Raw genomic sequence first — 24,556 nt, 5'->3', positions numbered from 1 at the left:
GCCGTCCTGCCGGTGTGCGACACTGCGTGCATTGCATCTCTCATACAGGAGATCACCATGAGCAGCATGATGAAGGCAGCCGTTTTTATTGCACCAGGCCGGATTGAAATTGCCGAAAAACCCATTCCGGACATAGGTCCCAACGATGCCCTGATCCGCATCACCACCACCACCATCTGCGGTACCGATGTCCATATTCTCAAGGGCGAGTATCCGGTAGCGCCGGGTCTGACTATCGGCCATGAGCCGGTAGGCATCATCGAAAAGCTTGGCAGCGCGGTCAGCGGCTATCAGGAAGGCCAGCGGGTGATTGCCGGTGCCATTTGCCCCAATTTCAATTCTTATGCTGCCCAGGATGGGGTGGCCTCGCAGGATGGCAGTTATCTGATCGCGTCCGGCAAGTGTGGCTGCCACGGCTACAAGGCCACGGCGGGCTGGCGCTTTGGCAATCTCATTGACGGCACCCAGGCCGAGTATGTGCTGGTGCCGGATGCCCAGGCCAATTTGTCGCCCATTCCGGATGGACTTACCGACGAGCAGGTGCTGATGTGCCCGGACATCATGTCCACCGGTTTCAAGGGCACGGAGAACGCCAATATCCGCATCGGCGACACCGTGGTGGTGTTTGCCCAGGGGCCGATCGGCCTGTGTGCCACGGCGGGTGCACGCCTGCTGGGTGCCACCACCATCATCGCGGTGGATGGCAATGAGCACCGCTTGGGCATCTCGCGGCTGATGGGGGCGGATGTCACCCTCAATTTCACCCAGTGCGATGTCGTGGATGAAGTGATGAAGCTTACCGGCGGGCGCGGGGCTGACTCGGCCATCGAGGCGCTGGGAACCCAGCAAACCTTTGCCTCGGCCTTGCAGGTGCTCAAGCCCGGCGGCACGCTGTCCAGCCTGGGGGTATACTCCAGCGACCTGACCATTCCGCTGGGGGCATTTGCTGAAGGTCTGGGCGACCACAAGATCAATACCGCACTTTGCCCTGGCGGCAAGGAGCGCATGCGCCGGCTGATGGGGGTGATTGCTTCGGGAAGAGTGGATCTGGGGCCGCTGGTGACGCATCAGTATGCGCTGGATGATATCGAGGCCGCTTACGATCTGTTTGCTCACCAGCGCGACGGCGTACTGAAGATCGCCATCCGTCCCTGAGCATGCGCCGGCCAGGCCGGCTGGCTGAAACAACAAAGGCCGTCGTCCCGTGGGGCGGCGGCCTTTTGGCTTGTGCTGGCAGGGGTTAGCGGCCAGCGTGGCGTTCGCTCAGTTGCTGGAAGGCTGCCATGAAATCCGGCTGCACATAGGGCTTGAGCAGGGCCATTACCTGGCGCACCCCACGATGGCCGGAGGCTTCGGTAATGGGTGATTTGGGGCGTGAAGTCTGCTCGAAGGCAAACCAGAATTTCACCACCAGCCAGATATTGATGCTGACGGCCTCGATATCTTCTTCGTCCATCTTCAGCAGGCCCAGGCGGATGAATTCGCGGAAGTGCTCGCCCAGAATGCTCTTGAGTTCAGTATTGACGAACTGGTGGTATTCCGACTGCAGCTGCGGGCTGCGCGCCAGCATGCCCGGCAGGTCGTAGAACATGAAGCGGAACTGCCACATGGCCAGGAAGGCGGTATCCAGGTAATTGACCAGATCGGCCACTGTCATGTCGCGGGCTTCCGGCACCGCCAAGCGCTCGTTGATGAAGTCGCGGTACATCAGGAAGATCTGGTAGACGATTTCTTCCTTGTTGCGGAAGTGGTAGTACAGATTGCCCGGGCTGATGCCCAGATGCGCCGCAATGTGGTTGGTGGTGATATTGCGCTCGCCCTGTTCATTGAACAGCTTCAGGCTTTCCAGAATGATGCGGTCGTAGGTCTTGATGCGGGGTTTGCTCATGAGGCACCGAAACAATGGGGCAAGCGCGAATTATAACCGGTGTTTGGAGTTGTAGCTCTAATTATTTCGATACGCACGGCGTTGGCGTGGCGGAGCTTTCCGGATAGCAGCCAGCCATGAACTGGTAGATGATGGCCTGTTCGATGCGTTGTCTTTCCTTGGCCGGAATGGCAATGCGCAGAATCAGCTGGTAGCGTTTTTCATCTACCGCCTGCATGCCGATGCGCGGCTCCACCGACGGTGTGTCCACCAGGTAGCGCTCGGCCATGCGCTCCATGTGTACGCGGGCGGCTTCCACATGCTGCTGGCAGTGTTCCTCAGCGGCTGCCAGCAGCAGGTGCTGGGCGCGGGTAGGGGGAATCTGGTAGCCCACCGGCACATTGATGATATGCATCACGTAGTCGCCCATGTAGTTTTCCCGGATCACCGCATTGGACAGCAGCAGGCTGTTGGGAAAGGTGAGGGCGCGGCCAGTCATCTGGTGGGCATTATGCTGCGGGCCAATTTCCATCACCGTGGTGGACAGCAGGCCGATGTCCACCACCCGGCCACGAATATTGCCCACCTCGATATGATCCCCCAGACTGTAGCTATTGGACGCATGGCGCACCACAAAGCCGGACACGCACAGGATCAGTTCCTTGGTGGCCAGAATCAGCGCGGCGGCAAAGGCCAGCATGGAAACGGCGATGGTCTGTAGCTCTTCGGCCCAGATCATGCCGATACCGGCCAGGCCGGTGATAAACAGAAAGTTGCGGGTGGAAACCGACCAGCGCCGTCGCTCCTCCACCGGCACTGACACGTTGCTGGACAGAATGTGGCCCACCACCACGCGGATCAGCAGCAACACAGCGACCAGCATCAGCGAGCGCACGATCTCGTGAGAGTAGTCGGTGCGCAGCTGATGGATCAGCTCGAGCAGATCTTGCATGGTGGCGTTGGCCTTTCTAGTCGTTCAGTTTGACGGCGTGTTCACGGGTCTCGTGGAACACGATGTCCGGCCAGCGCTCCTGCGTCAGTTGCAGGTTGACGCGGTTGGGGGCCAGATAAGCCAGGTTGCCGCCGGCATCGGTGGCAATATTCATTTGCAGGGCCTTGATGAATTCATCCAGCTTCTTGCGGTCGTTGCAGGTAAACCAGCGCGCTGACCAGATGCTGGCCGATTCGAACACTGCATCCACGCTGTATTCTGCCGCCAGGCGGCTGGCCACCACTTCGTACTGCAGCACGCCCACCGCGCCCAGAATCAGGTCGCCGCCGCTGTGCGGCTTGAATACCTGCACCGCACCTTCTTCGCCCAGCTGTTGCAGGCCTTTTTGCAATTGCTTGAGTTTCAGCGGGTTCTTGATGCGAACCGAGCGGAACAGCTCCGGCGCAAAGAAGGGAATGCCGGTAAAGGCCAGCTCTTCGCCAGAGGAGAAGCTGTCGCCGATCTGGATATTGCCGTGGTTGGGGATGCCGATGATGTCACCGGCAAAGGCTTCTTCCACGATCTCGCGGTCGTGCGACATGAAGGTCACCACGCTGGAAGCCGAGATTTCACGGTTCAGTCGCAGATGCTTCATCTTCATGCCACGTTCAAACTGGCCGGAACACACGCGCAAAAAGGCAATGCGGTCGCGGTGCTTGGGGTCCATATTGGCCTGGATCTTGAACACGAAGCCGGAGAACTTGCCTTCGGTGGGGCTAACCATGCGCAGGGTGGCGTCACGGTCTTGCGGTGCCGGAGCCCAGTTGATCAGTGCGTCCAGGATTTCGCGCACGCCAAAGTTGTTGATGGCGGAACCAAAGAATACCGGGGTGAGTTCGCCAGCCAGGAATTCTTCCAGATTCCATTCGTTGGAAGCGCCCTTGACCAGTTCGATCTCCATGCGCAGATTATCCATTTCCAGCGGAAACAGCTCGTCCAGGCGCGGATTATCGATGCCCTTGATCACTTCGATATCGGTAATCAGCTTTTCGCTGCCGGCTTCAAACAGAATCACTTCGTCATTCAGCAGGCTGTACACACCGCGGAAGGTCTTGCCCATGCCGATAGGCCAGGTAATCGGTGCGCAGCGGATCTTCAGCACGTTTTCCACTTCGTCCAGCAATTCCAGCGAATCGCGCACTTCACGGTCGTACTTGTTCATGAAGGTGACAATGGGCGTGTTGCGCAGACGGCAGACATTGAGCAGCTTGATGGTTTGCTCTTCCACGCCCTTGGCGGCGTCAATCACCATCAGCGCGCTGTCCACGGCAGTGAGCACGCGGTAGGTATCTTCCGAGAAGTCCTGGTGGCCCGGGGTGTCCAGCAGATTGACGGTATGGTCGCGGTAATCAAACTGCATCACCGAGGAAGCCACGGAAATGCCGCGCTGCTTTTCGATTTCCATCCAGTCCGAGGTGGCAAACTTGCCGCCCTTCTTGCCCTTTACCGTGCCGGCCATCTGGATGGCACCGGAAAACAGCAGCAGTTTTTCGGTCAGCGTGGTTTTACCGGCGTCAGGGTGGGAAATGATGGCGAAGGTGCGGCGATGCGACACTTCCTCGGCAATGCGGGACAATTCTGCGGACATGGATGGGTAAAGGGCTAGACGTAAGAAAGGCGGTGATTTTACAGGATAGCCGCGCACAACAAAACCTCGGGCGCTGCAAATAGTTTGCGGTGGTTTTTCTTTTTGACATCAGCAAGATAGCACCGCTTGTTGTTTCAGGGGGCTGACAAGGGCGGGAAAGCGGGTCGGCAGCGTGGCGTGATTTGGTTATCATCAGGGTTTCGCTGCCGGTATTGGCTGGCAGGCAGGACAGAACAGGAGCAGGCATGTTTACCGGTATCGTGCAGGGCATGGCCGAGGTGGTGGCCATCGAGGAAAAGCAGGATTTTCGTCGTCATGTAGTACGGCTGCCGCAGGCCTTGACCGGTGGCATCGCACTGGGTGCGTCCATTGCCCACAATGGCTGCTGCCTGACCGTGACCGAGGTCAATGACGATCTGGTGGCCTTCGACCTGATGGCCGAAACTCTGCGGCTGACTAATTTGGGTGCGCTGCAGGTGGGTGAGCGGGTGAATGTGGAACGCGCGGCCAAGTTTGGTGATGAAATAGGTGGCCATGCCATGTCCGGCCACATCATGTGTCTGGCGCGGGTGGAGGAAGTCATCCGCAGCCCGAATAACTGCACGGTATGGTTCAGCCTGCCGGCAGAATTCGCCAAATATGTGCTGGCCAAGGGCTATATCGGTATTGATGGCTGCAGCCTCACCATCGGCTCGGTAGAGGGCAACCGCTTTTGCGTGCACCTGATTCCGGAAACGCTGGAGCGCACCATTATCCAGTTCCGCCAGCCGGGTGACGCCATCAATATCGAAATCGATACCCAGACCCAGGCCATCGTCGATACCGTGGAGCGGGTACTGGCGCAGCGTCACGCTGCAGCAAGCTGAGGCGCTGCAAAAATATTGGCTGGCTTGCTTGATGCTGGCCGGATTGGCTCCATGTTTTATTGAATGCGCGGGCTTGCCCGCTGCGCAGGTCGACAAACCGGCCTGTTGCCACAGAATTCACCGCCCATCCGGGATGCCGGTTGGCGCGAACCCGATAAAAGGATGCAGCAAATGGTTATTTCTCCGGTGCAGGACATCATTGCCGACATCAAGGCTGGCAAGATGGTGGTGCTGGCTGATGCGGAAGATCGCGAAAACGAAGGCGACCTGGTGATGGCGGCGGAATTCGTTACGCCGGAAGCCATCAACTTCATGGCCAAGCATGCGCGCGGCCTGATTTGCCTGACCCTGACCGAGCAGCGTTGCAAGCTGCTGGAACTGCCGATGATGGCGGCCAATAACGGTACTTCCTTTGGCACCAACTTCACTGTCTCCATCGAGGCGGCTGAAGGGGTGACCACCGGCATTTCCGCCGCCGACCGCGCCAAGACCGTACAGGCTGCTGTGGCGCGCAATGCCAAGGCCAGTGATCTGGTGCAGCCCGGCCATATCTTCCCGCTCAAGGCGCAAAATGGTGGCGTGCTGATTCGTGCCGGTCATACCGAAGCAGCTTGTGATCTGCCTATGCTGGCTGGGTTGGAGCCGGCTGGGGTGATCTGCGAAATCATGAACGACGACGGCACCATGGCGCGCATGCCGGAATTGCTGGAGTTCGCCAAGACCCACGGCCTGAAGGTGGGCACTATTGCCGACCTGATTCATTACCGCAGCCGTACCGAATCGCTGGTGGAAGAAGTGGGCCAGCGTCCGGTGGATACACCGTTTGGTTCTTTCGATCTGCATGTGTTCCGCGATGTCACTACCCGCGAAACCCATCTGGCACTGGTCAAGGGCAAGCTGGATGAGGCCGAGGAAACCCTGGTGCGTGTACACGAGCCGCTGTCGATCATGGACGTGCTGGACCCGACTTCCCGCCCGCACTCCTGGACGGTGCCCGGTGCGCTGGAAGCCATCGACGAAGCCGGCAAGGGTGTGGTCATCCTGCTGTATCGCGATGAGACCGGGGAAGACCTGCTGCAGCGTGCGCTGGGCCAGAACGTCAAGCGCTCGCCCTGGGATGGCAAAACCTTTGGTGTCGGCGCGCAAATGCTTAAGACCCTGGGCGTGGGCAAGATGAAGCTGATGTCACCGCCGCTGAATGTGCCGTCGATGGCTGGTTTCAATCTTGAAGTCACCGGTTTTTGCCAGCCTGAACACTTTCATATCGAAATCGGTTAAAATAACCGGTTTTCCGTCATGACCGCCCCTGATGATGCTGCTAGCCCGGCAGTCCGGGGCTTATCTGATTGCCTTATCTGATTTTTGCCGTGAGGACTCACATGCTTGAAGCTATCCAGCGCATTGCCCCCGATTTCAACGGTCAAGGCCTCAAGGTCGGTATCGTTCAGGCTCGTTTTACCGAAGAGGTTTGCCATGGCTTGCGTGATGCCTGCCTGGCCGAGCTGAAAACGCTGGGTGTTGCCGCCGCCGACGTAACCCTGGCCACCGTGCCGGGCGCACTGGAAGTGCCGCTGGTGCTGCAAACCATGGCCAAGAGTGGCAAGTTTGATGCGCTGGTGGCGCTGGGTGCCATCATCCGTGGCGAAACCTACCACTTCGAGCTGGTTTCCAACGAATCCGGTGCTGGTGTGACCCGTGTCGGTCTGGACTTCGACATCCCCATCGCCAACGCCATCCTCACCACCGAGAATGACGAGCAGGCTGAAGTACGCATGCTGGAAAAAGGCCGTGACGCAGCCCGCGTTGCGGTGGAAATGGCCAATCTGCACAAAACGCTGCGCGGCTGATCCCTGCGGGGATGCCGCTCACTTGCTCTTTTTAGGAAACCGATATGAAAACTGCCCGTCGCCGTGCCCGCGAATTTGCCGTTCAGGGCATTTATGAATGGGAATTGAACCCGGATCGCCCGGCTTCGCTGATTGAAAAGCACCTGCGCGAAAACGAATACTTCGCCAAGGCAGATGAAGCTCTGTTCCGTGCCGTGCTGTACGGTGTACTGAAGGATGTGCCGCTGCTGTCCGGCCAGATTCGCCCCTACTACGAGCGCAATGAAGAGGAAGTCAGCCCGGTGGAGCGTGCCGTGCTGCTGATGGCTACATTGGAACTGACCCAGCACCCGGAAACACCGTATCCGGTCATCATCAACGAAGCCATTGAAATCACCAAGACTTTTGGTGGTACTGACGGCCACAAGTTCGTCAATGGTGTACTGGACAAACTGGCAGCTGAGGTGCGTGCCGACGAGGTTGCCTCGCAACGCTCGCGCCGTCAGGGCTGATGATCTTGCTGCATGAAACTGACACCCGCTACGGCGGGTGTTTTTGCATGAAAATCCGCAACTGATGCCTATGAATGAATTCGACCTGATTCGCCAGTACTTCACCCGGCCCGCGCCCTCGGCTGTGCTAGGGGTGGGGGACGATGCCGCCATTCTGCGCCCCACACCTGGGCATGACCTGCACGTGTCGGTAGATATGCTGGTGCAGGGGCGGCATTTCTTTTCCGATGTCAGCCCGCAAGCGCTGGGCCATAAGACGCTGGCAGTCAATCTGTCCGACATGGCCGCCATGGGGGCGCGGCCGCGCTGGGCCTTCCTGGCGCTGGCCATGCCGCAGCTGGACGAAGCTTGGGCGCGTGACTTCAGCCACGGCCTGTTTGCGCTGGCCGAGCAATATGGCGTTGAGTTAGCCGGTGGTGATACCACCCGCGGCCCGCTCACCCTGTCCATCACCATCATGGGTGAAACGCCGCAAGGTCAGGCCTTGCGCCGCGATGCCGCGCAGCCGGGCGATGATGTCTGGGTGAGTGGTGAGCTGGGTCTGGGAGCCATTGCCGTGGCCTTGCGCAACGGCCAGCTGGCTGATGCAGGCTTGGGCGAAGATGTGCTGGCGGCGTGCCAGTGCAAGCTGGACTTCCCGGCGCCGCGTCTCGAGCTGGGGCAAGCCCTGCTGGGTGTGGCGCATGCGGCGGCTGATGTGTCAGACGGGCTATTGGCCGATCTGGGGCATATCCTGGCAGCCTCGAGCGTGGCGGCGGAAATCCGGGCCGACAGCCTGCCATCCTTGCCGCCGCTGGAAGCTGAGCGCGCGCGCTGGCTGGATTATCTTGCCGCGGGTGGCGATGATTACGAGCTGTGCTTTACCGCGCCAGCAGCTGCCCGCGCAGCCGTGGAGGCAGCGGGCAAGGCGGCAGGCTGCCGGGTGACGCGTATCGGCCATATCGTGGCGGGCAGCGGCGTGCGCCTGCTGGATGGGCAGGGCGCGGTGATGACATTGAAAAAGGCGGGTTATGACCACTTCGCATAAGCAGGCTCCGGCCTTTCGCCCGGACTGGGCATTTCTCATGCGCCATCCGGCGCATTTGCTGGCTTTTGGCTTTGGCAGCGGTCTGGCCCGCAAGGCGCCCGGAACCTGGGGCACGCTGGTGGCCTATCCACTGTTTTTCCTGTTGCTGGCGCTAGGTGCCGGGCCGCTGCTGATCAGCCTGCTGTGCGTGCCGCTGTTTGTGCTGGGGGTGTGGGCCTGCCAGAAAACCGGTGATGCGCTGGGCGTGCACGATTACGGCGGCATCGTGTGGGACGAAGTGGTGGCCATGCTGCTGGTGCTGGCCTGGGCACCGGCTGGCTGGGCGGGCTGGCTGCTGGCCTTTGCGCTGTTCCGTCTGTTTGATATTGTAAAACCCTGGCCGATAGGCTGGTTCGACCGGCGCGTGCATGGCGGTTTCGGCGTGATGCTGGATGACATCATTGCCGCTGGTTTTGCCCTGGTGGTACAGGCGCTGCTGGCAAGCTGGCTGCCGCGCTGATTTTTGCAAGGAGAGCTTCATGCGTTGGGATGGCAATCGCGAAAGTGACAATGTCGAGGACAGGCGCGACGAAGAAAGCGGCTCCTCGGGCGGCTTCAGTCTTGGCAGCGGCAGTATCGGGCTGGGTACGGTCGCCATTGGTCTGGTGGCCTGGCTGGTGTTTGGTGCCAACCCCTTGCAGGTGATTTCCGCGCTGAGTGGCGGCGGCCATCAGCAGGTGCAGACCCAGCCGCATCAGCCCAAAGTGCATTCGGTCGAAGAAGAGCGCGAAGCCAAGCTGGTACGGGTGGTGCTGGCCGATACGGAAGACGTGTGGGGGCAGATTTTCCAGCAGCGTGGCGGCAGTTACGAGCGCCCCAAGCTGGTGATGTTCAGCAACAGCACGCCCACCGCCTGCGGGCAGGGCGAGTCGGCCATGGGGCCGTTCTACTGCCCGGCCGATCACAAGGTGTATATCGACCTGGCTTTCTACCGCACGCTTAACCAGCAACTGGGAGCCCCGGGCGAGTTTGCCGAGGCATACGTGATTGCCCACGAAGTGGGGCATCACGTGCAAAACCTGCTGGGCATCTCCGGCAAGGTGGATGCGGCGCGGCGTGGTGCTTCCGAACGCAAGTCCAATGCGCTGTCGGTGCGGCTGGAGTTGCAGGCCGATTGCTTTGCTGGAGTGTGGGGCAGTCATGCCGACAAGGCGCGCCATATTCTGGAGACGGGGGATCTGGAAACCGCACTGAATGCGGCCTCAAAAATCGGCGACGATACCCTGCAGCGTTCTGCTGGCCATGCCGTGGTGCCGGACAGCTTTACCCACGGTAGCAGTGCGCAGCGGGTAAGCTGGTTCAAGCGCGGCTTTGACAGCGGTGATATCGCCCAGTGCGACACCTTTGCCGCCAACCCCTTGTGACAGGTGGTTGGCAGCTTATGCGATGTGCTTAATTGCATGGGCAGCAGACCGGTCTGCCCCATCTGCTGCGGCTTTGTGGTATTCTTGCGCCCCTCTTGATTGTGACCCGTCACCCATCCAATGAAAGATCCCTGCGATCACTACACTTTTGACCTGATCGGCGGCGTGCAGAAAAAGCCTGGACGCAAGCCCTTGGGCGAGCGCGCCATGACGGTAGCCGAGCGCAAGCGCCGCAGCCGGGAGCAGCGCCGCAACCGTCTGCAAGAGTTGTCGGTGACCGTGGAGTTGAGCCGCGACGCGCAGAAGTCGCTGGACAAGATGATCGAGTGGTGGGGGGTGAGCAAGAAGGAAGCCATTAACCGCGCCTTGCAGATTGCCTGTCAGTCACAGACGGGCCGCACCGGCATGTTGTTTGGTCTGGAGTTGCCGCCAGGCGGAAAAAAAGCCCCGCGCAAACGGCAGGGCTGATTCGGGTTGCAACAAATAAAAGGCTGCTCCATTGGGGCAGCCTTTTTGTTTTGGCATCAGCCGTAACGTTTTTTGGCTTCGATGGCCAGGCCGCTGCCAATGCTGCCAAACAGATTGCCTTCCACGTGGCGGGCATTGGGTAGCTGGTCCTGCACGCAGCGGCGCAGTTCAGGTACGCCACTGGAGCCGCCGGTAAAAAACACGGTGTCGATCTGGCTGGCGCTGATGCCGGCATCCTGCAGCAGGCTGTCTATGGTCTTGCCGATCTGCCCCAGCATGCCGGCGATGGTGTCGTTGAATTGCTCGCGCAGCAGTTCGGCATACAGGCCATCTTCTACCAGCTCCAGGCCCAGGCGGTGGCTGTTGCTGCCTGACAGGGCAATCTTGGCTTCTTCCACCTGCATGGCCAGCCAGTGGCCGGCACGCTCCTGGATCAGCTTGAACAGGCGGTCGAAGGCGCGCGGGTCTTCTACGTCACGGTGGATGTCCTGCAGATCCATCCACGCCTTGCGGGTGTAGGCAAAGTTGATGGTGTGCCAGGTGGCCAGGTTGAAATATTGTGCCGAAGGCATTTCGGCATTGTTGCGCAGGCGGCTCTTGAAGCCGAATAGCGGCATGACGCCGTGCAGGCTCAGTTGCTTGTCGAAATCTGTCCCGCCGATGTGCACGCCGCCAGTGGCCAGAATATCCTGACGGCGGTCGTCCAGCATGCGCCGCTCGGGCGACAGGCGTACCAGAGAAAAGTCCGAGGTGCCGCCGCCGATATCCACGATCAGCACCAGCTCTTCCCGTTCGATGGATGATTCGTAGTCAAAGGCAGCAGCCAGCGGTTCAAACTGGAAGGATATGTCTTTGAAGCCTACCTGGCGGGCAATCTGGGCCAGGGTTTCTTCGGCCAGAGCGTCGGCTTTGGGGTTGTCGTCGACAAAGAATACCGGGCGGCCCAGTACCACTTGCTCGAACGGGCGGCCTGCGGCGCGGTCGGCGCGCTGTTTGACCTCCTGGATGAACAGGGTGAGCAGGTGGCGGAATGGCAGGGCGCGGCCTTGCACTTCGGTCTGGCTGTCGATCAGGCTGCTGCCCAGCAGGCTTTTCAGCGAGCGCATCAGCCGGCCTTCATAGCCTTCGGTGTACTCCAGCAGTGCCTTGCGGCCAAACACCGAGTGGTCCTCCTCGTAATTGAAGAATACTACCGAGGGCAGGGTGATCTTGCCGTCTTCCAGTGGAATCAGCGTGTCAGCGCCGGGGCGTAGCCAGCCTACCGTGGAGTTTGAGGTGCCGAAGTCGATGCCGCATGCCTGCGCAGCGCTGCTTGTGTTCATGATTCCATCCCGAAAAGCGAGGCGGGATGGTACGCGTAACCGTGCGTTTTGGGAAGGGGTCTTAGGTTGAAGTGTCGTCTTCCCGATGGCTGTCCGTGCTGTTGTCGGCTGCAAAAGCCTGTTCCGTATTGCCAGTTTGTGCGGCTTGCATGCGATGCATGCTGGTTGCCTGGTGGCGGGCATCTTCCTCGCTATGCAGGTAGCGGCGGGTGGTCTGGATGCTGGCGTGACGCAGGTTCTGGCTGACCATCAGTAGCGGGATGCCGGCGTCCAGTTGATGGCTGGCGGCGGTGTGGCGCAGCCAGTGTGTGCTGGCCTGCAGCAGGCGGTCGCGCGTTTCCTCATTTGCGCAGCTACTGGCGGCGCGGCGGAATACCTCCTGGCAGATCAGATAGATTGCCTTGTCGCTGATGCCTCGCACTTGTGTGTTGTGCCGACCGGGAATGCGGCATACCAAGGGCGTGGCTTCGGCGTGGGCTGGTAATGGCGGCAGCCCCAGTGACTGCCGGTAGTGACCTAGTGCAGCCAGTAATTCTTCAGCAACGGGGATGTCGGCAAGGCTGCCCCCCTTGCCCCTTACCCGCCACCACCATTGTTGGCGGCGTTGGCTGAAGTCACCCATGTGAGCGGCGGCTACCTCCTGCCGGCGTGCACCGGTAAGGTAAAGCAAGGTCAGCAGCCAGCGGGCGCGGGCTGCTTGTTGTTGTTCACGCGCGGTTTGTGCGGGCAGCTTTGCCAGTGTGTCGAGAATGGCTTGCCAGGCTTGGCTGTCGAGAAAGCGCTCGATGGGGTGCATGTCCATGGCCTGGCGCTGGCGTAGTAGCTTGAAGGGATTGCCCCGGCGATAGCCAGCTTCACTTAGGTAGCTGAACAGTGCGGACAGGATGGTCAGGGCCTGACGAATACTGCTGGCTTGTAGCGGACCGGTAAACGGCTTCCAGTGGGCGTGCTGGCGCGGGCGTGCCGGGCCGATCCACCGCTCGGCAGGCCATGGTGCTTGCAAGAAGCGCTGGTAATCCAGCACGTCCTCGCGCTGTACCTGCTGCAGTTGTTTGTGGCGGTCGTCCAGCCACAGCAGAAAGCGCTCGGTTTCCTTGCGGTAGCTACGTAACGTGGCAGGCCGGTCGATGAACTCGCTCAGCCACAGCAATACTGCCTGTTGGTCGGACTGGGCGGCAATCAGTTGCGGGCCTGGCGGCAGTGCTGGAAGGGTATCGGACATGTTGCGCCGATTCTAGAAGCAGCTTGCTGTAGCGACAAGGCTTTTACATTGTTTGCGCGGTTTGATGGGCATGCCTGGTGGTAGCATCAACTACCTGTCATGGAGTGAGCGATATGAAGCAGATTGCAAGTCGGCCAACTATTTTCATTGCCGTGCCTTTGGCACCAGCCTTGATGGCACAGTTGCACGAGCAGTTTGAATGCCTGCATGGCTGGGAGTTGCAGGCCGAGCTGGTGGCTGGCAAGGTTTGGCCGGCGGTGCGGGCGGTGGTCTCTACGGGCGGGGCAGGGGCGTCGCGCCAGTTATTGCAGGCACTGCCCGAGGTCGAACTGGTGGCATGTGTGGGTGTGGGGTTTGATGCCATCGATCTGGCTTATGCGCGCGAGCACGGTATCGCAATCACCACCACGCCGGGGGTGCTGGATCAGTGCGTGGCCGATACTGCGCTGGCCTTGTTGTTGGCGGTTTTTCGTCGGGTGGTACAGGCGGACCGCTTTGTCCGCGCAGGTCATTGGCTGCATGGTGGGTTCCCGCTGACGCACAGCCTGGCTGGCAAGCGCTGTGGCATTGTCGGGCTGGGCAATATCGGACGTGCCATTGCGCGCCGGGCTGAGGCATTCGGGATGGTACTTGGTTATCACGGACCCAGGGCCAAGGCCGATGTGGCCTACCGTTACTATCTGGATCTGGGTGCAATGGCGGCCGAGGTCGATGTGCTGGTGTTGGCGCTGCCGGGCGGTGCCGCCACGCGGCATGTGGTGGATGGCAGGGTGCTGGATGCGCTGGGGCCGGATGGGGTGCTGATCAATATTGCCAGAGGTTCGGTGGTGGATCAGGCCGCGCTGGTGGAGCGCCTGCTTGATGGTCGCCTGGGCGGGGCCGGGCTGGATGTGTTTGAGCATGAGCCGCAGGTGCCGGAGGTGCTGTTCGGGCTGGACAATGTTGTGCTTGCACCGCATATGGCCAGTGCCACGCTGGAAACGCGGGCGGCCATGGCGCAGCTGATGCTGGACAACCTGCTGGCGCACTTTGCCGGGCGGCCGTTGCTGACGCCGCTGCCGCTGGTTTGATGCATATCAGGCGGCTTGGCTTGAATTCTGCCAGCTGGCCCAGCTATAGAAGAGGAATGATTGCCGTATTTGCAAGGGGAGCAGGGTGAGAACAAATGCATGAAAAATCAAAAATACTGGTAGTGGATGATGTATTGATCACTCGCCGGCTGATGAAGGCGGGTTTGGCGCATTGTTTTGATGTGCTTGATGCGGAAAGTGGGGAGGATGCCCTGTCAATGCTGGAGGCATTGCAGCCGGCGGCTATTGTGCTGGATGTTGAAATGCAACCTGGTATTGATGGTTTTGAAACTTGCCGGCGCATTCGGGAGGATAGCCGCTTTGCGTATATCCCTATTGTGTTTGTATCGGCACGTGAGGCGGTGGAGGATAGGCTGAGTGGCTATGAGGCTGGTGGCGAGGATTATATCGTCAAGCCATTTTCGGCGTTGGAGCTGGAGGCCAAGCTGCAGAAGTTGATTGACGCAGCGGACGAGCGGCGACGCCTGAATGGCTTGGCGCATGCTGCCAGTAGTGCGGCGATGACGGCTATGATCAGCATGAGTGAAATGGGGGCTCTGTTGGAGGTGATCAAACAGCTGGGCGCGGCTGCCAGTTTGCGGGAGCTGGCTGATGCCATGTTGGCGGGGCTGGGGCTGTATGGTCTGCAGGGTGGTGTGCAGTTGCGTACGGCGGCGGGGGTTTTGACGCGCAGTAGCGATGGGGAGGCTAGTCCGCTCGAGGTGTCGGTATTGGATCATCTGGTAACGATGGGGCGGTTGGCGCAGTTCAAGAACCGGATGGTGATCAACTTTCCGGCGGTGTCGCTCTTGGTGCGTGATATGCCGCAAGATGATGAAGAGCGCTGTGGCCGCTTGCGTGATCATCTGTCCATGCTGGCGGAGGCTGTCAATGTACATGTGGAGTCGCTGGCTGTAATGGCTGAGGCGCGCCGTCGCGATGATCTGATTGTACAGGTTGCCTTGCGCATGACGCAGACGCTGGGAGATGTGGACAGGGCGCAGCGGGACAATCTGGTGGCGGGGCGCGTTGCGCTGGAGGGGATTCGTCAGCGGATAGATGAGGCGTGTGTTTCCATGCTGCTGACCAATTCGCAGGAGAGTCTGCTAAATAGGGCGCTGGATGAGGGGATTGATGCGTTGTTGAACTCGCAGTCGGATATCTCGGATCTGCAGGACATGCTGTCCCGTATGGTAGTGGAGTTGCGCCAGGTGTCGGGTGTGGTGCACTGAGTGCGCGGGTTTGTGAACTGACGGTGTCTGGTGGGTGGATCGCTGAATGGTGAGTAAGGTTTGATTGGCAATGGCCCGGCATGAACTGCCGGGCTTTTTCATGTCGATGACAGGGTGGGAGTGAATTCTGAATGCTTGTTTTGCAAAGCCTACGGAAAATACTTCCGATAAGTATAGTAATCGGAAAAATATGTATTCGACTGTAATTAAATAATGTAATACGTAAAAAATGTATTGTGAGTGTGATACACTGATTGAATTCAATTCGGAGTGAGGCTGTGATGGCGGCTGATATTTACTCGCGCATCAGGCAGGTGGCGTTTGATCTGGTCGGTGAAGGCGTGTGGCCCACAGTGGTGGAGGTGCGCTCCCGTCTGGGGACGGGCTCCAACACCACCATCAACAACACCTTGAAAGAGTGGCGGCAGGAATTTTTATCGCGCATGGCCAGTTCCTCGCGCCATCCAGATTGGCCGGCAGGCCTGGCTGATGCTTTTGGCATGATATGGCAGAAGTCCTGCGAGGCGGCAGAGCAGCAGTGGGAAGCCATGCGCAGCGAAGCGGCTGCCCAGGTGGCGGCTGCCGAAGAGGATAAAACCACTTTGCAGGCTCGGCTGGATGGGGTGGAGTCCGCATTGCAATCTGCCTTGCGTGAACTCGAGCTGCGCGCACTGCATCAGCAGGAGCTGGAAAGTAAGCTGCAGGCCGCCGAGCAGCGCCAGGCACTGCTTGATGCCAACTGTCTTGGTCTGAATGAGCAGCTGGAGCAGGGGCGGCAATCTTTGCAGCAGTTGCGACGCGAGGCTGATCAGCGTGTGGCCGAGTTGGAGTTGCGCCACGATCAGCGTCTGCTAGAGGCGCGTCAGGAGGCTGAGCGGCGTGAAACGCTGGCCTATGAGCGTCTGGAAGGCTTGCGTGTTCGCCTGTACGAGCAGGTAGAGGAGGAGCGTCAAGCCATGAAGCTGGCCACAACGTCGCTGCAGGATGAGCTGCAGGCAGTGCGTCAGCAGGCCATTCGGACTGAGCAGCAGTGGCGTGAGCGGCTGGCCGAGCGCGACCGGGAGTCCGGCAAGCAGGCCGCTAGGCTGGAGATGCTGGAGCAGCGGAATGTTGAGCTGCAGCAGACGTCTGAGCGCCAAGCCGTACTTGGCGAGCAGGCCAGTGCGCGGCTACTGGATATGGCGGGGGAAAATGCGCGGCTGGCAAGTGAAATGTCGGCTGGGCTTGAGCGGCAGCTGGTACGGCTGGCCGCGGCCATGCACGATGCCAGGCAGGACTTGCTGGTGCTGGATGAGGCCGGTATGCGCGAGTGGGTCAGTCGCCAGTTGCAGCTGCCCTTGAGTTAAGGGTGAGTGGCCAGAAAAAACGGATGCAATGCATCCGTTTTTTGTACTGCTAGCTTGTCATTGCTCAGAATAGATGCGGCAAGGCATTGCAGATTTGCTCCAAGTAGCGGGCATCGATGGTGTCGAACTGCTCGAGACTGCTGGAGTCGACGTCGAGCACGGCTACAACTTCGCCACTGGCATTGTGAATGGGTACGACAATTTCCGAGCGAGCGCTGGACGAGCAGGCGATATGGCCGGGAAAAGCATCGACATCCGGTACTACCAGGGTCTGGTTTTGTGCCCAGGCGCTGCCGCATACACCCTTGCCGTGCGGGATGCGGGTGCAGGCAATCGGCCCCTGAAACGGTCCGAGTACCAGTTGTGTGTTTTTCACCAGGTAGAAGCCGGTCCACAGCCAGTCAAAGGTGCTGTGCAGTGCTGCGGCCAGGTTGGCCAGTGCGGCGATCTGATCGTCTTCGTGTTGTACCAGTGCCAGGGCCTGCGGTAGCAGGGTCTGGTATTTTTCTTCTTTGCTTTCGCCCTGAATGGTCAAATGTTCAGCCATGTCTTGCTCTGATGTGTAATTCAAGGCCGTCAGCATAGCAGAATGCTGGCCATGAAAAGTGGCAATAAAAAACCCGGCTTTTGACCGGGTTTTTTGTCCGTACCTGCCGGTCCGGCATTACATCATGTGCTGGCCGCCGTTGATGGCCAGGTTGGCCCCGGTCATGAAGCCGGCTACATCAGATGCCAGGTAGTTGATCAGGCCGGCAATTTCTTCCGGCTTGCCCAGGCGGCCTACCGGAATGTTGGCGATGATCTTGTTGCGTACTTCTTCCGGCACGGCCATCACCATGTCGGTAGCGATATAGCCAGGCGAGATGGTATTGACGGTGACGCCCTTGCGTGCCACTTCCTGGGCCAGGGCCATAGTGAAGCCGTGCATGCCGGCCTTGGCGGCAGAGTAGTTGGTTTGGCCAAACTGGCCTTTCTGGCCATTGATGGAGGAGATGTTGATGATGCGGCCAAAGCCACGCTCCACCATGCCGTCCAGAACCGGCTTCACCATATTGAACAGCGAGTCCAGATTGGTCTTGATGACGGCGTCCCAGTCATCCTTGGTTTGTTTCTTGAAAGTGCCATCGCGGGTAATGCCGGCATTGTTCACCAGTACGTCCACGGCACCCACTTCAGCTTGCGCCTTGGCCAGCATGTCGGCGCAGGCGGCGGTGTCGGTGACGTCACACTGATAGGCGTGGATGTCGTTAAAGCCCATGCCCTTCATATCGGCAAGCCATGCCTGTTCCTTGCCCGGCTTGCTGTAGGTGGTGATGACGGTGTGGCCCGATTCTGCCAGGGCCTTGCAGATGGCGGTGCCAATGCCGCCCATGCCTCCGGTTACGAGTGCGATGCGTTTTGTCATGATGCTGGCTCCTTGTCTTTGTTGGTGCGAAAGTCGCTGGTCTTGGTCTGGTCTGTCTTTTTCTTACCAGAATATGAGTCCGACAAGGAATTGTAAACAGCTTGGATGACAAAACATTTTATGCTGATTGATTTAACAATTCATTACTTAAACGTTGAAGTAAATCCAGTCTTTGCGATGATATTTTTCCATCTGCAGTGGCCTGCTTGATGGCGCAGTCAGGTTCCTTGCGGTGCGTGCAGTTGTGAAAGCGGCATTGCCCGATCAGTGGCCGCATTTCCGGGAAGTAATGTAGCAAATCGCTGGCCTGCAGATGCTTGAGGCCAAACTCCTGCAGGCCGGGGGAGTCGATCAGGTCGCTGCCGTCTGATAGTTCTGTCAGGTGGTACAGGGTGGCGTGCGTGGTGGTGTGGCGGCCGGAATCCAGTGCTTCAGAAATGTCACCGATGCGTGCGTTGGCTTCGGGCAGCAGGGCGTTGGTCAGGGTGGACTTGCCCATGCCAGATTGACCGACAAATACGCAGGTTTCGCCATCCAGCAGCGGCAATAGCGGGCTCATGTCCTGCTTGGCCGACAGGGTGATCATCTTGTAGCCCAGTGCGGCATAGGGCTGCAGCTTGCTGATGAGTGCCGTGGTTTCCGGCAGGTCGGCCTTGTTGATCAGAATGACCGGATCGATATCGGCGGCTTCTGCGGCAATCAGGCAGCGATTCAGCAATTCTTCGCTGGGGCTGGGTACGGCGGCAATCACGAACAGAATGCGACTGACATTGGCCGCAATCACCTTGGTTTTCCATTCATCCTGCCGATAGAGCAGGCTGCTGCGTGGCAGACTTTCCTCGATGACGGCCTGCTCCTTGTTCTGGATCAGGATTTCCACCCGGTCGCCACAGGCAAAGTCCACGCGCTTGCCGCGGGTGGAGCAGCCGTAGGTTTGGCCTTCGGCCTCAACGATAAAACGGCGGCCATGGCTGCGGATGATCTGTCCGATGGCTGCTCTCATGCGCGTCCTTGCAGTGCTTCGGTTTTGGCCGCGCAAATGAAGTCGTTAAGGGTAAGCCCACCGGCATCATGGGTACTGAAGTGAACGACGACATGGTTGTAATGCACCGACAGGTCGGGATGGTGGTCTTCCTGATGGGCAATCCATGCCAGTGCATTCACAAAGGCCATGGTCTGGTAGTAGTCGGCAAAACGGAAGGTCTTGCACAGCTCGATACCCTGGATTTCCCAGTCGGGCAGTTTGGCCAGGAATTGGCTGGTGGTGTTGGCGTCCAGCGGACTCAGGCCGTGGGCGGTTTCGCAGTGCAGTTCGAGCAGATTCATGTGCTGGCTCCTTTCAGGTGGGCGATGCGCAGGCTCGCCGGAGGGTGGGAGTCGTAAAAGGCAGAGTGCAATGGGTCCGGTGTCAGCGTGGATGCATTGTCACGATAGAGTTTTACCAGGGCGGTAACCAGATGCTCTGCATCGGCCTGGTCGGCGGCAAAGGCATCGGCCTCGTATTCGTGACGGCGCGACATCAGGCTGGACAGCGGAGTCAGCGGGAAGGTAAAGGCCGGTACCGCCATGAAGAATAGGATCAAGGCCATGACGGTGCTGGGCGTATTGACGCCGAGTGCAGCATAAAACCAGTCGGCATGCAGCAGTTGGCCCAGGATAAACAAAAAGCCCAGCGACAGGGCAAAGGCAAAGCTGATGCGCTTGACGATGTGTTTACGCTTGAAGTGCCCCAGTTCGTGGGCCAGTACGGCTTCGATTTCTTCCGCGCCCAGTTGTTTGAGCAGGGTGTCGAAAAACACGATGCGCTTGGCACTGCCAAAGCCGGTGAAATAGGCATTGCCGTGGCTGGAGCGGCGTGAGCCATCCATCACGAACACGCCTTGGCTGGTAAAGCCGGTACGGGCAAGCAAGGCCTCAATGCGCTGCTTGAGTTCCAGGTCCTCCAGCGGGCTGAAGCGGTTGAACAGCGGTGCAATCAGGGTGGGGTAGAGCGCAACCATCAAAAGCTGGAACACCGACCATACCAGCCATACCCACAGCCACCACAGCGGTCCGGCCTGCGCCATCAGCCACAGTACCAGTGCCAGCAATGGCAGGCCGATGGCAGCGCCAATCGCGCTGCCTTTGAGTAGATCGACCACAAACATGCCCAGCGTCATCTTGTTGAAGCCGTAGCGTGCTTCGATGCGGAAAGTGCTATACAGCGAAATAGGCAGGCTGATGGCGGAGCTGATGACTGTAACGGCCACGACCAGCAGCAGGCCGCTGGCGATGGGACCGGAATGTAATTGCGCAATGTAGCCTGCCAGCCATTCCAGGGCCCCACCCATGGTCAGGGTCAGGATCAGGCTGGTATCGATGATGGACGACAACAGGCCCAGACGGGTCTTGGCCATGCTGTAGTCGGCAGCGTGCTGATGCTGCTGCAAGGTGATGGCATCAGCAAATTCAACAGGTACATGGCGGCGGTGTGCGGCAATGTGGCGGATGTGGCGCAAGCCCAGCCACAGCTTGAGCACAAGGGTGGTAGCCAGTGCGGCCAGAAACAGAATGCGGAATGCCTCAGTCATGATTTACGCAGGTGGGTTTGCCGCAAGCGCAGCAATGAAGGAAAATACGCGGATTCGTAAAGATTGGACAGTATGGCACAAGATCAGAACAACCTCATCTGGCTCGACATGGAAATGACCGGGCTGAACCCTGAAACCGACCGCATCATCGAAGTGGCGATGATTGTGACCGACAGTCAGCTCAATATCCTGGCGCAGTCGCCGGTGCTGGTAATCCACCAGCCGGACAGCGTGCTGGATGCCATGGACGACTGGAACAAGAACACCCACGGCAAGAGCGGCCTGATTGACAAGGTGAAAGCTTCGACCCTGAGCGAGGCGGAAGCCGAAGCCAGCCTGCTGGCCTTCATGGCCGAGCATGTGCCGGCGCGTACCACGCCGATGTGTGGCAACACCATTCATCAGGACCGTCGCTTTATGGTGCGCTGGATGCCGGCGCTGGAAGAGTACTTCCACTACCGTAACCTGGACGTCTCCACCTTGAAGGAGCTGTGCAAGCGCTGGAAGCCAGAGGTGGCGCGCGGTGTGGTGAAGCGTGGCAAGCACGAGGCGCTGGCGGATATTGAAGAGTCCATCGAAGAATTGAAATATTACCGCGAGCACTTCATCAAGTTGTGATGTAGCGCTGTTGCTACAGATGGTAGTATGCAGGTTGCAAGGGGACGCGAGTCCCCTTTTTCTTGGTGCATGCGCCCGTGCTGGCGTGTGCAGACTTGCCGGATTGAATCCCCATTTTTGATTGCAGCCATTTCATTATCATGTTTGACGACAGCAAAGCCGGTATCAACCACAGCCCGGTATGGGCCCGACTCCACCAGCATCAGCGCGCCACCCGCTTCATGCAGATGCGCGAACTGTTTCAGGCTGATCCACAGCGCTTCGAGCGCTTTTCCCTGCAGCTGGATGGCCTGCTGCTGGATTATTCGAAAAACCGCATCACCGAGCGCACGCTGGAGCTGCTGATCGACCTGGCGCATGAGGCGGATCTGCCCGTCTGGATGCAGCGCATGCGTAGCGGCGAGCGCATTAATGTCAGTGAGAAACGGGCGGTGCTGCATACGGCATTGCGCTTGCCTGCAACGGCGACATTGCCGCTGGATGGCGAAGACGTGGTGCCGGCAGTACATGATGTGTTGCGGCGCATGCAAGCATTTACCGACAAGGTACGCAGCGGACAATGGCTGGGCTATACCGGCAAGCCCATCCGCAATGTAGTGAATCTGGGGATAGGCGGTTCCGACCTGGGGCCGCTGGTGGTGCAGGAAGCCATGTCGGCCTATGCCCACCCGGATCTGGCCGTACATTTTGTTTCCAATGTTGATGGCCAGCATATCGCCCGCACGCTGGAGAGGCTTGATCCTGCCACTACGCTGTTCGTGATTGCATCCAAATCGTTTACCACTCCGGAAACCCTGCTCAATGCTGCAGCGGCCAAGGCCTGGTTTCTGCAAGCTGGCAGTCAGGCTGATGTCGCGCGCCATTTTGTTGCGGTGTCGACCAATGCGCCGGCTGTTGCGGCCTTCGGTATTGATACCGAGCACATGTTCGGCTTCTGGGATTGGGTGGGTGGGCGTTACTCGGTGTGGTCGGCTATCGGCCTGCCGGTGATGCTGGCGGTAGGGTATGACAATTTCCGCCAGTTTCTGGATGGCGGGCATGCCATGGATGAGCACTTCTTCAGCGCGCCGTTGCAGCAGAACATGCCGGTGCTGCTGGCGCTGATCGGCATCTGGTACAACACCTTCTATCAGGCGCATACCCACGCCATCATGCCTTACGATCACGGCCTGCGCCGCTTGCCGGCGCATATCCAGCAGCTGGACATGGAGTCCAATGGCAAGCGGGTGGGGCGCTTTGGCGAGCCGCTGGATTTCGACACCGGCCCGGTAATCTGGGGTGAAGAAGGTGCCAACAGCCAGCATGCCTTTTTCCAGCTGCTGCATCAGGGGACCCGGCTGGTGCCTTGTGACTTTATCGTGCCGATGAGCGGCCATTACGGACTTGAACAACAACACCGCGTGCTGGTGGCCAACTGCTTTGCCCAGGCCGAGGCGCTGATGCGCGGTAAGAGCGAAGCTGAAGTCATGGCCGAACTGCCGATGCTATCCGGCGAAGAGCTGGACATGCTGTTGCCGCAAAAACTGTTTCCTGGCAATCAACCTTCCAATACCATTGCGCTGGACAAGGTGACACCCTATACCCTGGGCATGCTGATGGCGTTGTACGAGCACAAGGTATTCGTGCAGGGGGTGATCTGGGGCATCAATTCCTTTGATCAATGGGGTGTCGAGTACGGCAAGCAACTGGCGCGGCGCATCCTGCCGGAGTTGGATGCGGCAGCCGATGCCTCGGCTGCACATGATAGTTCCACGTTGGGCTTGATCCGCCATTTCAGGAAAACACATGAATGAACAATTGACTGTGCTGGCGTCCCGGCTGGGAGAGCAGCTGTTGCAGCGGGGCGAGACCATTGCTACGGCAGAGTCCTGCACTGGCGGCATGATTGCTGCAGCTCTGACCGATATTGCGGGTAGCTCGGCCTGGTTTGGCTATGGCATGGTCAGCTACAGCAATCAGGCCAAGCAGGATCTGCTGGGTGTAAGTGCTGTTACGCTGGAGGCCCATGGCGCAGTCAGCGAAGCGGTGGTGCGGGAAATGGTGGCGGGTGCGCGTGAACGTGCCGCAGCAGATTGGGCTGTGGCAGTGTCCGGTATTGCCGGGCCGGGTGGTGGTTCTGCAGCCAAGCCGGTGGGTACGGTATGGCTGGCCATTGCCGGACCTGGTGGTGCGGGCAGGGTGTTTGTCCGTTGCTTTTCGGGTGACCGCGCAGCGGTGCGCTTGCAAACCGTGCAGGTGGCACTGACCGCCGTGCTGGATGCAATGGATGCCCAGCCCTTGCGCGCTTGAGAGCTGCGGGCAAAATGCAAAAGGGAGCCAGTGGCTCCCTTTTTACATCCAGCAGCAGTGCTACTGCTGGCGCAACCAGTCGCTGGTGTGACGTATCAGCTGATAGGCAACGGACAGCTGGGCCGGTATGGCGGGCAAGGTGTCGATGTGATACCAGCCGGCATCTTCGATCTCGCCTGGCTGAGGGCGGATGTCCCCGCCATCGTACTCGGCGGTAAAGGCCAGCATCAGCGAGTGCGGGAAGGGCCAGGATTGCGAGCAGACATAGCGCAGATTTCTCACGCGCACACCTACTTCTTCCAGGGTTTCGCGATGCACGCATTGTTCCACGGTTTCCCCCGGCTCGACAAAACCGGCCAGTGCACTGTACACGCCCGGCAGAAAGTGGGGACTGCGTGCCAGCAGTAATTCCTTACCGCGGTAGACTGCCACCATCATGGCTGGTGATAGGCGCGGGTAGTATAGCTGACCACAAGCAGGGCAGCTTTTGCCCTGGTCGTGGCCGTGCTGTTGCAAGGGGCTGGCGCAATGGCCGCAAAAACGGTGCGTGTGCTGAAACTGACGTAGCTGGGCAGCACGGGCGATACCTGCGGTTTGCTCTGGTGGTAGTGCCATCAGGGCTGCGCGCAAGGGCAGCCATTCGCCATCTGCCGGTGCCGGGCCGATCAGATCTGCTGCGTACAGGTTGTAGCCTTGCTGCTGGTCGATGAATAGGCGATTGGCCAGCGGCCAGTGGCGGGCGGCATCCGTCGGCAGGGCCTGGTTTTGCAGTAGCAGGCGCGGCCCGTCGAAGATGCACCAGCGGGTCGGAAGATCGGGGTTGAAGTGTTCTGGCAGTTCGAGCGGCATGATCGGGCTTTGGAGAGCTAAGCCGCCAGTGTAGCCGCAGCGCCGTAACATTGTCTGCTGTCAGACCTGGGGTCGGGGTAAAAAT

The 24,556-nt window shown here is 59.4% G+C and carries 26 protein-coding genes; 15 read left to right on the top strand and 11 right to left on the bottom strand.

Annotated features, from left to right (window positions below):
- The first annotated feature begins 57 nt into the window (after positions 1–57).
- The gene (locus QVF59_RS00530) at positions 58–1,155 is read left to right on the top strand and encodes an NAD(P)-dependent alcohol dehydrogenase (protein ID WP_287876729.1); all 1,098 of its coding nucleotides are present in this window, start codon (positions 58–60) and stop codon (positions 1,153–1,155) included.
- A gap of 85 nt (positions 1,156–1,240) precedes the next feature.
- Here the strand turns inward: QVF59_RS00530 and QVF59_RS00525 are convergent, their stop codons facing one another.
- The 3 genes from QVF59_RS00525 to QVF59_RS00515 form a co-directional block, all read right to left on the bottom strand.
- Entirely contained in the window at positions 1,241–1,888 is a 648-nt protein-coding gene (locus QVF59_RS00525) for a TetR/AcrR family transcriptional regulator (protein WP_159877208.1), read from the bottom strand.
- A gap of 61 nt (positions 1,889–1,949) precedes the next feature.
- A complete protein-coding gene (locus tag QVF59_RS00520) occupies positions 1,950–2,819 on the bottom strand; it encodes a mechanosensitive ion channel family protein (protein ID WP_159877206.1) in 870 nt (289 codons plus the stop codon).
- Between the two features lie 16 nt (positions 2,820–2,835).
- Positions 2,836–4,446, bottom strand: a complete 1,611-nt coding sequence (locus tag QVF59_RS00515) for a peptide chain release factor 3 (RefSeq protein ID WP_287876728.1) — start codon at positions 4,444–4,446, stop codon at positions 2,836–2,838.
- 245 nt (positions 4,447–4,691) lie between these two features.
- Between QVF59_RS00515 and QVF59_RS00510 the strand changes: the two genes are divergently transcribed.
- From QVF59_RS00510 to QVF59_RS00475, 8 genes are all read left to right on the top strand, one after another.
- Entirely contained in the window at positions 4,692–5,312 is a 621-nt protein-coding gene (locus QVF59_RS00510; RefSeq protein WP_287876727.1) for a riboflavin synthase subunit alpha, read from the top strand.
- Positions 5,313–5,483: 171 nt separating this feature from the next.
- A complete protein-coding gene (gene ribBA / locus QVF59_RS00505) occupies positions 5,484–6,590 on the top strand; it encodes a bifunctional 3,4-dihydroxy-2-butanone-4-phosphate synthase/GTP cyclohydrolase II (protein ID WP_287876726.1) in 1,107 nt (368 codons plus the stop codon).
- Positions 6,591–6,691: 101 nt separating this feature from the next.
- The gene (ribH, locus tag QVF59_RS00500) at positions 6,692–7,159 is read left to right on the top strand and encodes a 6,7-dimethyl-8-ribityllumazine synthase (RefSeq protein WP_045844974.1); all 468 of its coding nucleotides are present in this window, start codon (positions 6,692–6,694) and stop codon (positions 7,157–7,159) included.
- A 44-nt stretch (positions 7,160–7,203) separates the two neighbouring features.
- Positions 7,204–7,650 carry a transcription antitermination factor NusB gene (gene nusB / locus QVF59_RS00495; protein ID WP_159877198.1) on the top strand — a complete coding sequence of 149 codons (447 nt, stop codon included), beginning with the start codon at positions 7,204–7,206 and terminating at the stop codon, positions 7,648–7,650.
- A gap of 70 nt (positions 7,651–7,720) precedes the next feature.
- A complete protein-coding gene (gene thiL / locus QVF59_RS00490; protein WP_287876722.1) occupies positions 7,721–8,677 on the top strand; it encodes a thiamine-phosphate kinase in 957 nt (318 codons plus the stop codon).
- Positions 8,661–9,176, top strand: coding sequence for a phosphatidylglycerophosphatase A family protein (locus QVF59_RS00485; protein ID WP_159877194.1), 516 nt, complete (start codon positions 8,661–8,663; stop codon positions 9,174–9,176). The genes thiL and QVF59_RS00485 overlap by 17 nt, the downstream gene beginning before the upstream one ends.
- A 19-nt stretch (positions 9,177–9,195) precedes the next feature.
- A complete protein-coding gene (gene ypfJ, locus QVF59_RS00480; RefSeq protein ID WP_287876719.1) occupies positions 9,196–10,080 on the top strand; it encodes a KPN_02809 family neutral zinc metallopeptidase in 885 nt (294 codons plus the stop codon).
- Between the two features lie 120 nt (positions 10,081–10,200).
- Positions 10,201–10,548, top strand: coding sequence for a hypothetical protein (locus QVF59_RS00475; RefSeq protein WP_159877190.1), 348 nt, complete (start codon positions 10,201–10,203; stop codon positions 10,546–10,548).
- A gap of 56 nt (positions 10,549–10,604) precedes the next feature.
- Here QVF59_RS00475 and QVF59_RS00470 read toward each other — a convergent pair whose 3' ends face one another.
- A complete protein-coding gene (locus QVF59_RS00470) occupies positions 10,605–11,870 on the bottom strand; it encodes an Hsp70 family protein (protein WP_287876716.1) in 1,266 nt (421 codons plus the stop codon).
- Between the two features lie 61 nt (positions 11,871–11,931).
- Positions 11,932–13,092, bottom strand: a complete 1,161-nt coding sequence (locus tag QVF59_RS00465; RefSeq protein ID WP_159877186.1) for a tyrosine-type recombinase/integrase — start codon at positions 13,090–13,092, stop codon at positions 11,932–11,934.
- 113 nt (positions 13,093–13,205) lie between these two features.
- Here QVF59_RS00465 and QVF59_RS00460 point away from each other — a divergent pair, with 113 nt between their 5' ends.
- The 3 genes from QVF59_RS00460 (at position 13,206) to QVF59_RS00450 (ending at position 16,740) form a co-directional block, all read left to right on the top strand.
- Positions 13,206–14,162, top strand: a complete 957-nt coding sequence (locus tag QVF59_RS00460) for a 2-hydroxyacid dehydrogenase (protein ID WP_287876715.1) — start codon at positions 13,206–13,208, stop codon at positions 14,160–14,162.
- A 95-nt stretch (positions 14,163–14,257) separates the two neighbouring features.
- Positions 14,258–15,394: a response regulator gene (locus QVF59_RS00455; protein WP_287876714.1), complete on the top strand. Its 1,137-nt coding sequence runs from the start codon at positions 14,258–14,260 to the stop codon at positions 15,392–15,394.
- 281 nt (positions 15,395–15,675) lie between these two features.
- A complete protein-coding gene (locus tag QVF59_RS00450) occupies positions 15,676–16,740 on the top strand; it encodes a DNA-binding protein (protein WP_287876713.1) in 1,065 nt (354 codons plus the stop codon).
- A 64-nt stretch (positions 16,741–16,804) separates the two neighbouring features.
- Here the strand turns inward: QVF59_RS00450 and msrC are convergent, their stop codons facing one another.
- The 5 genes from msrC to QVF59_RS00425 all read right to left on the bottom strand — a co-directional run bounded on the left by msrC (position 16,805) and on the right by QVF59_RS00425 (position 20,715).
- Complete coding sequence (gene msrC, locus QVF59_RS00445; RefSeq protein ID WP_159877178.1) at positions 16,805–17,287, bottom strand: free L-methionine (R)-S-oxide reductase MsrC; 483 nt, start codon at positions 17,285–17,287, stop codon at positions 16,805–16,807.
- A gap of 117 nt (positions 17,288–17,404) precedes the next feature.
- Positions 17,405–18,145 (bottom strand): acetoacetyl-CoA reductase, encoded by a 741-nt coding sequence (phbB, locus tag QVF59_RS00440; protein ID WP_159877176.1) that lies wholly within the window; start codon positions 18,143–18,145, stop codon positions 17,405–17,407.
- A 118-nt stretch (positions 18,146–18,263) separates the two neighbouring features.
- The gene (rsgA, locus tag QVF59_RS00435) at positions 18,264–19,148 is read right to left on the bottom strand and encodes a ribosome small subunit-dependent GTPase A (protein WP_159877174.1); all 885 of its coding nucleotides are present in this window, start codon (positions 19,146–19,148) and stop codon (positions 18,264–18,266) included.
- Positions 19,145–19,471, bottom strand: a complete 327-nt coding sequence (locus QVF59_RS00430; protein WP_287876712.1) for a 4a-hydroxytetrahydrobiopterin dehydratase — start codon at positions 19,469–19,471, stop codon at positions 19,145–19,147. Before QVF59_RS00430 ends, rsgA begins: the two co-directional genes overlap by 4 nt.
- The gene (locus QVF59_RS00425) at positions 19,468–20,715 is read right to left on the bottom strand and encodes a M48 family metallopeptidase (protein ID WP_287876711.1); all 1,248 of its coding nucleotides are present in this window, start codon (positions 20,713–20,715) and stop codon (positions 19,468–19,470) included. Before QVF59_RS00425 ends, QVF59_RS00430 begins: the two co-directional genes overlap by 4 nt.
- A gap of 72 nt (positions 20,716–20,787) precedes the next feature.
- Here QVF59_RS00425 and orn point away from each other — a divergent pair, with 72 nt between their 5' ends.
- From orn to QVF59_RS00410, 3 genes are all read left to right on the top strand, one after another.
- Positions 20,788–21,333 (top strand): oligoribonuclease, encoded by a 546-nt coding sequence (orn, locus tag QVF59_RS00420; protein WP_159877168.1) that lies wholly within the window; start codon positions 20,788–20,790, stop codon positions 21,331–21,333.
- Between the two features lie 140 nt (positions 21,334–21,473).
- Positions 21,474–23,126, top strand: a complete 1,653-nt coding sequence (pgi, locus tag QVF59_RS00415; protein WP_287876709.1) for a glucose-6-phosphate isomerase — start codon at positions 21,474–21,476, stop codon at positions 23,124–23,126.
- Complete coding sequence (locus QVF59_RS00410) at positions 23,119–23,622, top strand: CinA family protein (RefSeq protein ID WP_159877164.1); 504 nt, start codon at positions 23,119–23,121, stop codon at positions 23,620–23,622. Before pgi ends, QVF59_RS00410 begins: the two co-directional genes overlap by 8 nt.
- A gap of 60 nt (positions 23,623–23,682) precedes the next feature.
- Here the strand turns inward: QVF59_RS00410 and nudC are convergent, their stop codons facing one another.
- Positions 23,683–24,471, bottom strand: coding sequence for an NAD(+) diphosphatase (gene nudC, locus QVF59_RS00405; protein ID WP_159877162.1), 789 nt, complete (start codon positions 24,469–24,471; stop codon positions 23,683–23,685).
- Between the last annotated feature and the right edge of the window lie 85 nt (positions 24,472–24,556).

Source organism: Aquitalea sp. (assembly GCF_030150775.1).
GTDB classification, from domain to species: Bacteria; Pseudomonadota; Gammaproteobacteria; order Burkholderiales; family Chromobacteriaceae; genus Aquitalea; species Aquitalea denitrificans.
Note: the sequence above shows the minus strand (reverse complement) of the source record. Positions and strands in the feature narration are given on the sequence as shown.

Bases quoted from the DNA above. Each gene is read 5' to 3' on its own strand.
- QVF59_RS00530 (WP_287876729.1), top strand. From the start codon at position 58: ATGAGCAGCATGATGAAGGCAGCCGTTTTTATTGCACCAGGCCGGATT.
- QVF59_RS00525 (WP_159877208.1), bottom strand. From the start codon at position 1,888: ATGAGCAAACCCCGCATCAAGACCTACGACCGCATCATTCTGGAAAGC.
- QVF59_RS00520 (WP_159877206.1), bottom strand. From the start codon at position 2,819: ATGCAAGATCTGCTCGAGCTGATCCATCAGCTGCGCACCGACTACTCT.
- QVF59_RS00515 (WP_287876728.1), bottom strand. From the start codon at position 4,446: ATGTCCGCAGAATTGTCCCGCATTGCCGAGGAAGTGTCGCATCGCCGC.
- QVF59_RS00510 (WP_287876727.1), top strand. From the start codon at position 4,692: ATGTTTACCGGTATCGTGCAGGGCATGGCCGAGGTGGTGGCCATCGAG.
- ribBA (WP_287876726.1), top strand. From the start codon at position 5,484: ATGGTTATTTCTCCGGTGCAGGACATCATTGCCGACATCAAGGCTGGC.
- ribH (WP_045844974.1), top strand. From the start codon at position 6,692: ATGCTTGAAGCTATCCAGCGCATTGCCCCCGATTTCAACGGTCAAGGC.
- nusB (WP_159877198.1), top strand. From the start codon at position 7,204: ATGAAAACTGCCCGTCGCCGTGCCCGCGAATTTGCCGTTCAGGGCATT.
- thiL (WP_287876722.1), top strand. From the start codon at position 7,721: ATGAATGAATTCGACCTGATTCGCCAGTACTTCACCCGGCCCGCGCCC.
- QVF59_RS00485 (WP_159877194.1), top strand. From the start codon at position 8,661: ATGACCACTTCGCATAAGCAGGCTCCGGCCTTTCGCCCGGACTGGGCA.
- ypfJ (WP_287876719.1), top strand. From the start codon at position 9,196: ATGCGTTGGGATGGCAATCGCGAAAGTGACAATGTCGAGGACAGGCGC.
- QVF59_RS00475 (WP_159877190.1), top strand. From the start codon at position 10,201: ATGAAAGATCCCTGCGATCACTACACTTTTGACCTGATCGGCGGCGTG.
- QVF59_RS00470 (WP_287876716.1), bottom strand. From the start codon at position 11,870: ATGAACACAAGCAGCGCTGCGCAGGCATGCGGCATCGACTTCGGCACC.
- QVF59_RS00465 (WP_159877186.1), bottom strand. From the start codon at position 13,092: ATGTCCGATACCCTTCCAGCACTGCCGCCAGGCCCGCAACTGATTGCC.
- QVF59_RS00460 (WP_287876715.1), top strand. From the start codon at position 13,206: ATGAAGCAGATTGCAAGTCGGCCAACTATTTTCATTGCCGTGCCTTTG.
- QVF59_RS00455 (WP_287876714.1), top strand. From the start codon at position 14,258: ATGCATGAAAAATCAAAAATACTGGTAGTGGATGATGTATTGATCACT.
- QVF59_RS00450 (WP_287876713.1), top strand. From the start codon at position 15,676: ATGGCGGCTGATATTTACTCGCGCATCAGGCAGGTGGCGTTTGATCTG.
- msrC (WP_159877178.1), bottom strand. From the start codon at position 17,287: ATGGCTGAACATTTGACCATTCAGGGCGAAAGCAAAGAAGAAAAATAC.
- phbB (WP_159877176.1), bottom strand. From the start codon at position 18,145: ATGACAAAACGCATCGCACTCGTAACCGGAGGCATGGGCGGCATTGGC.
- rsgA (WP_159877174.1), bottom strand. From the start codon at position 19,148: ATGAGAGCAGCCATCGGACAGATCATCCGCAGCCATGGCCGCCGTTTT.
- QVF59_RS00430 (WP_287876712.1), bottom strand. From the start codon at position 19,471: ATGAATCTGCTCGAACTGCACTGCGAAACCGCCCACGGCCTGAGTCCG.
- QVF59_RS00425 (WP_287876711.1), bottom strand. From the start codon at position 20,715: ATGACTGAGGCATTCCGCATTCTGTTTCTGGCCGCACTGGCTACCACC.
- orn (WP_159877168.1), top strand. From the start codon at position 20,788: ATGGCACAAGATCAGAACAACCTCATCTGGCTCGACATGGAAATGACC.
- pgi (WP_287876709.1), top strand. From the start codon at position 21,474: ATGTTTGACGACAGCAAAGCCGGTATCAACCACAGCCCGGTATGGGCC.
- QVF59_RS00410 (WP_159877164.1), top strand. From the start codon at position 23,119: ATGAATGAACAATTGACTGTGCTGGCGTCCCGGCTGGGAGAGCAGCTG.
- nudC (WP_159877162.1), bottom strand. From the start codon at position 24,471: ATGCCGCTCGAACTGCCAGAACACTTCAACCCCGATCTTCCGACCCGC.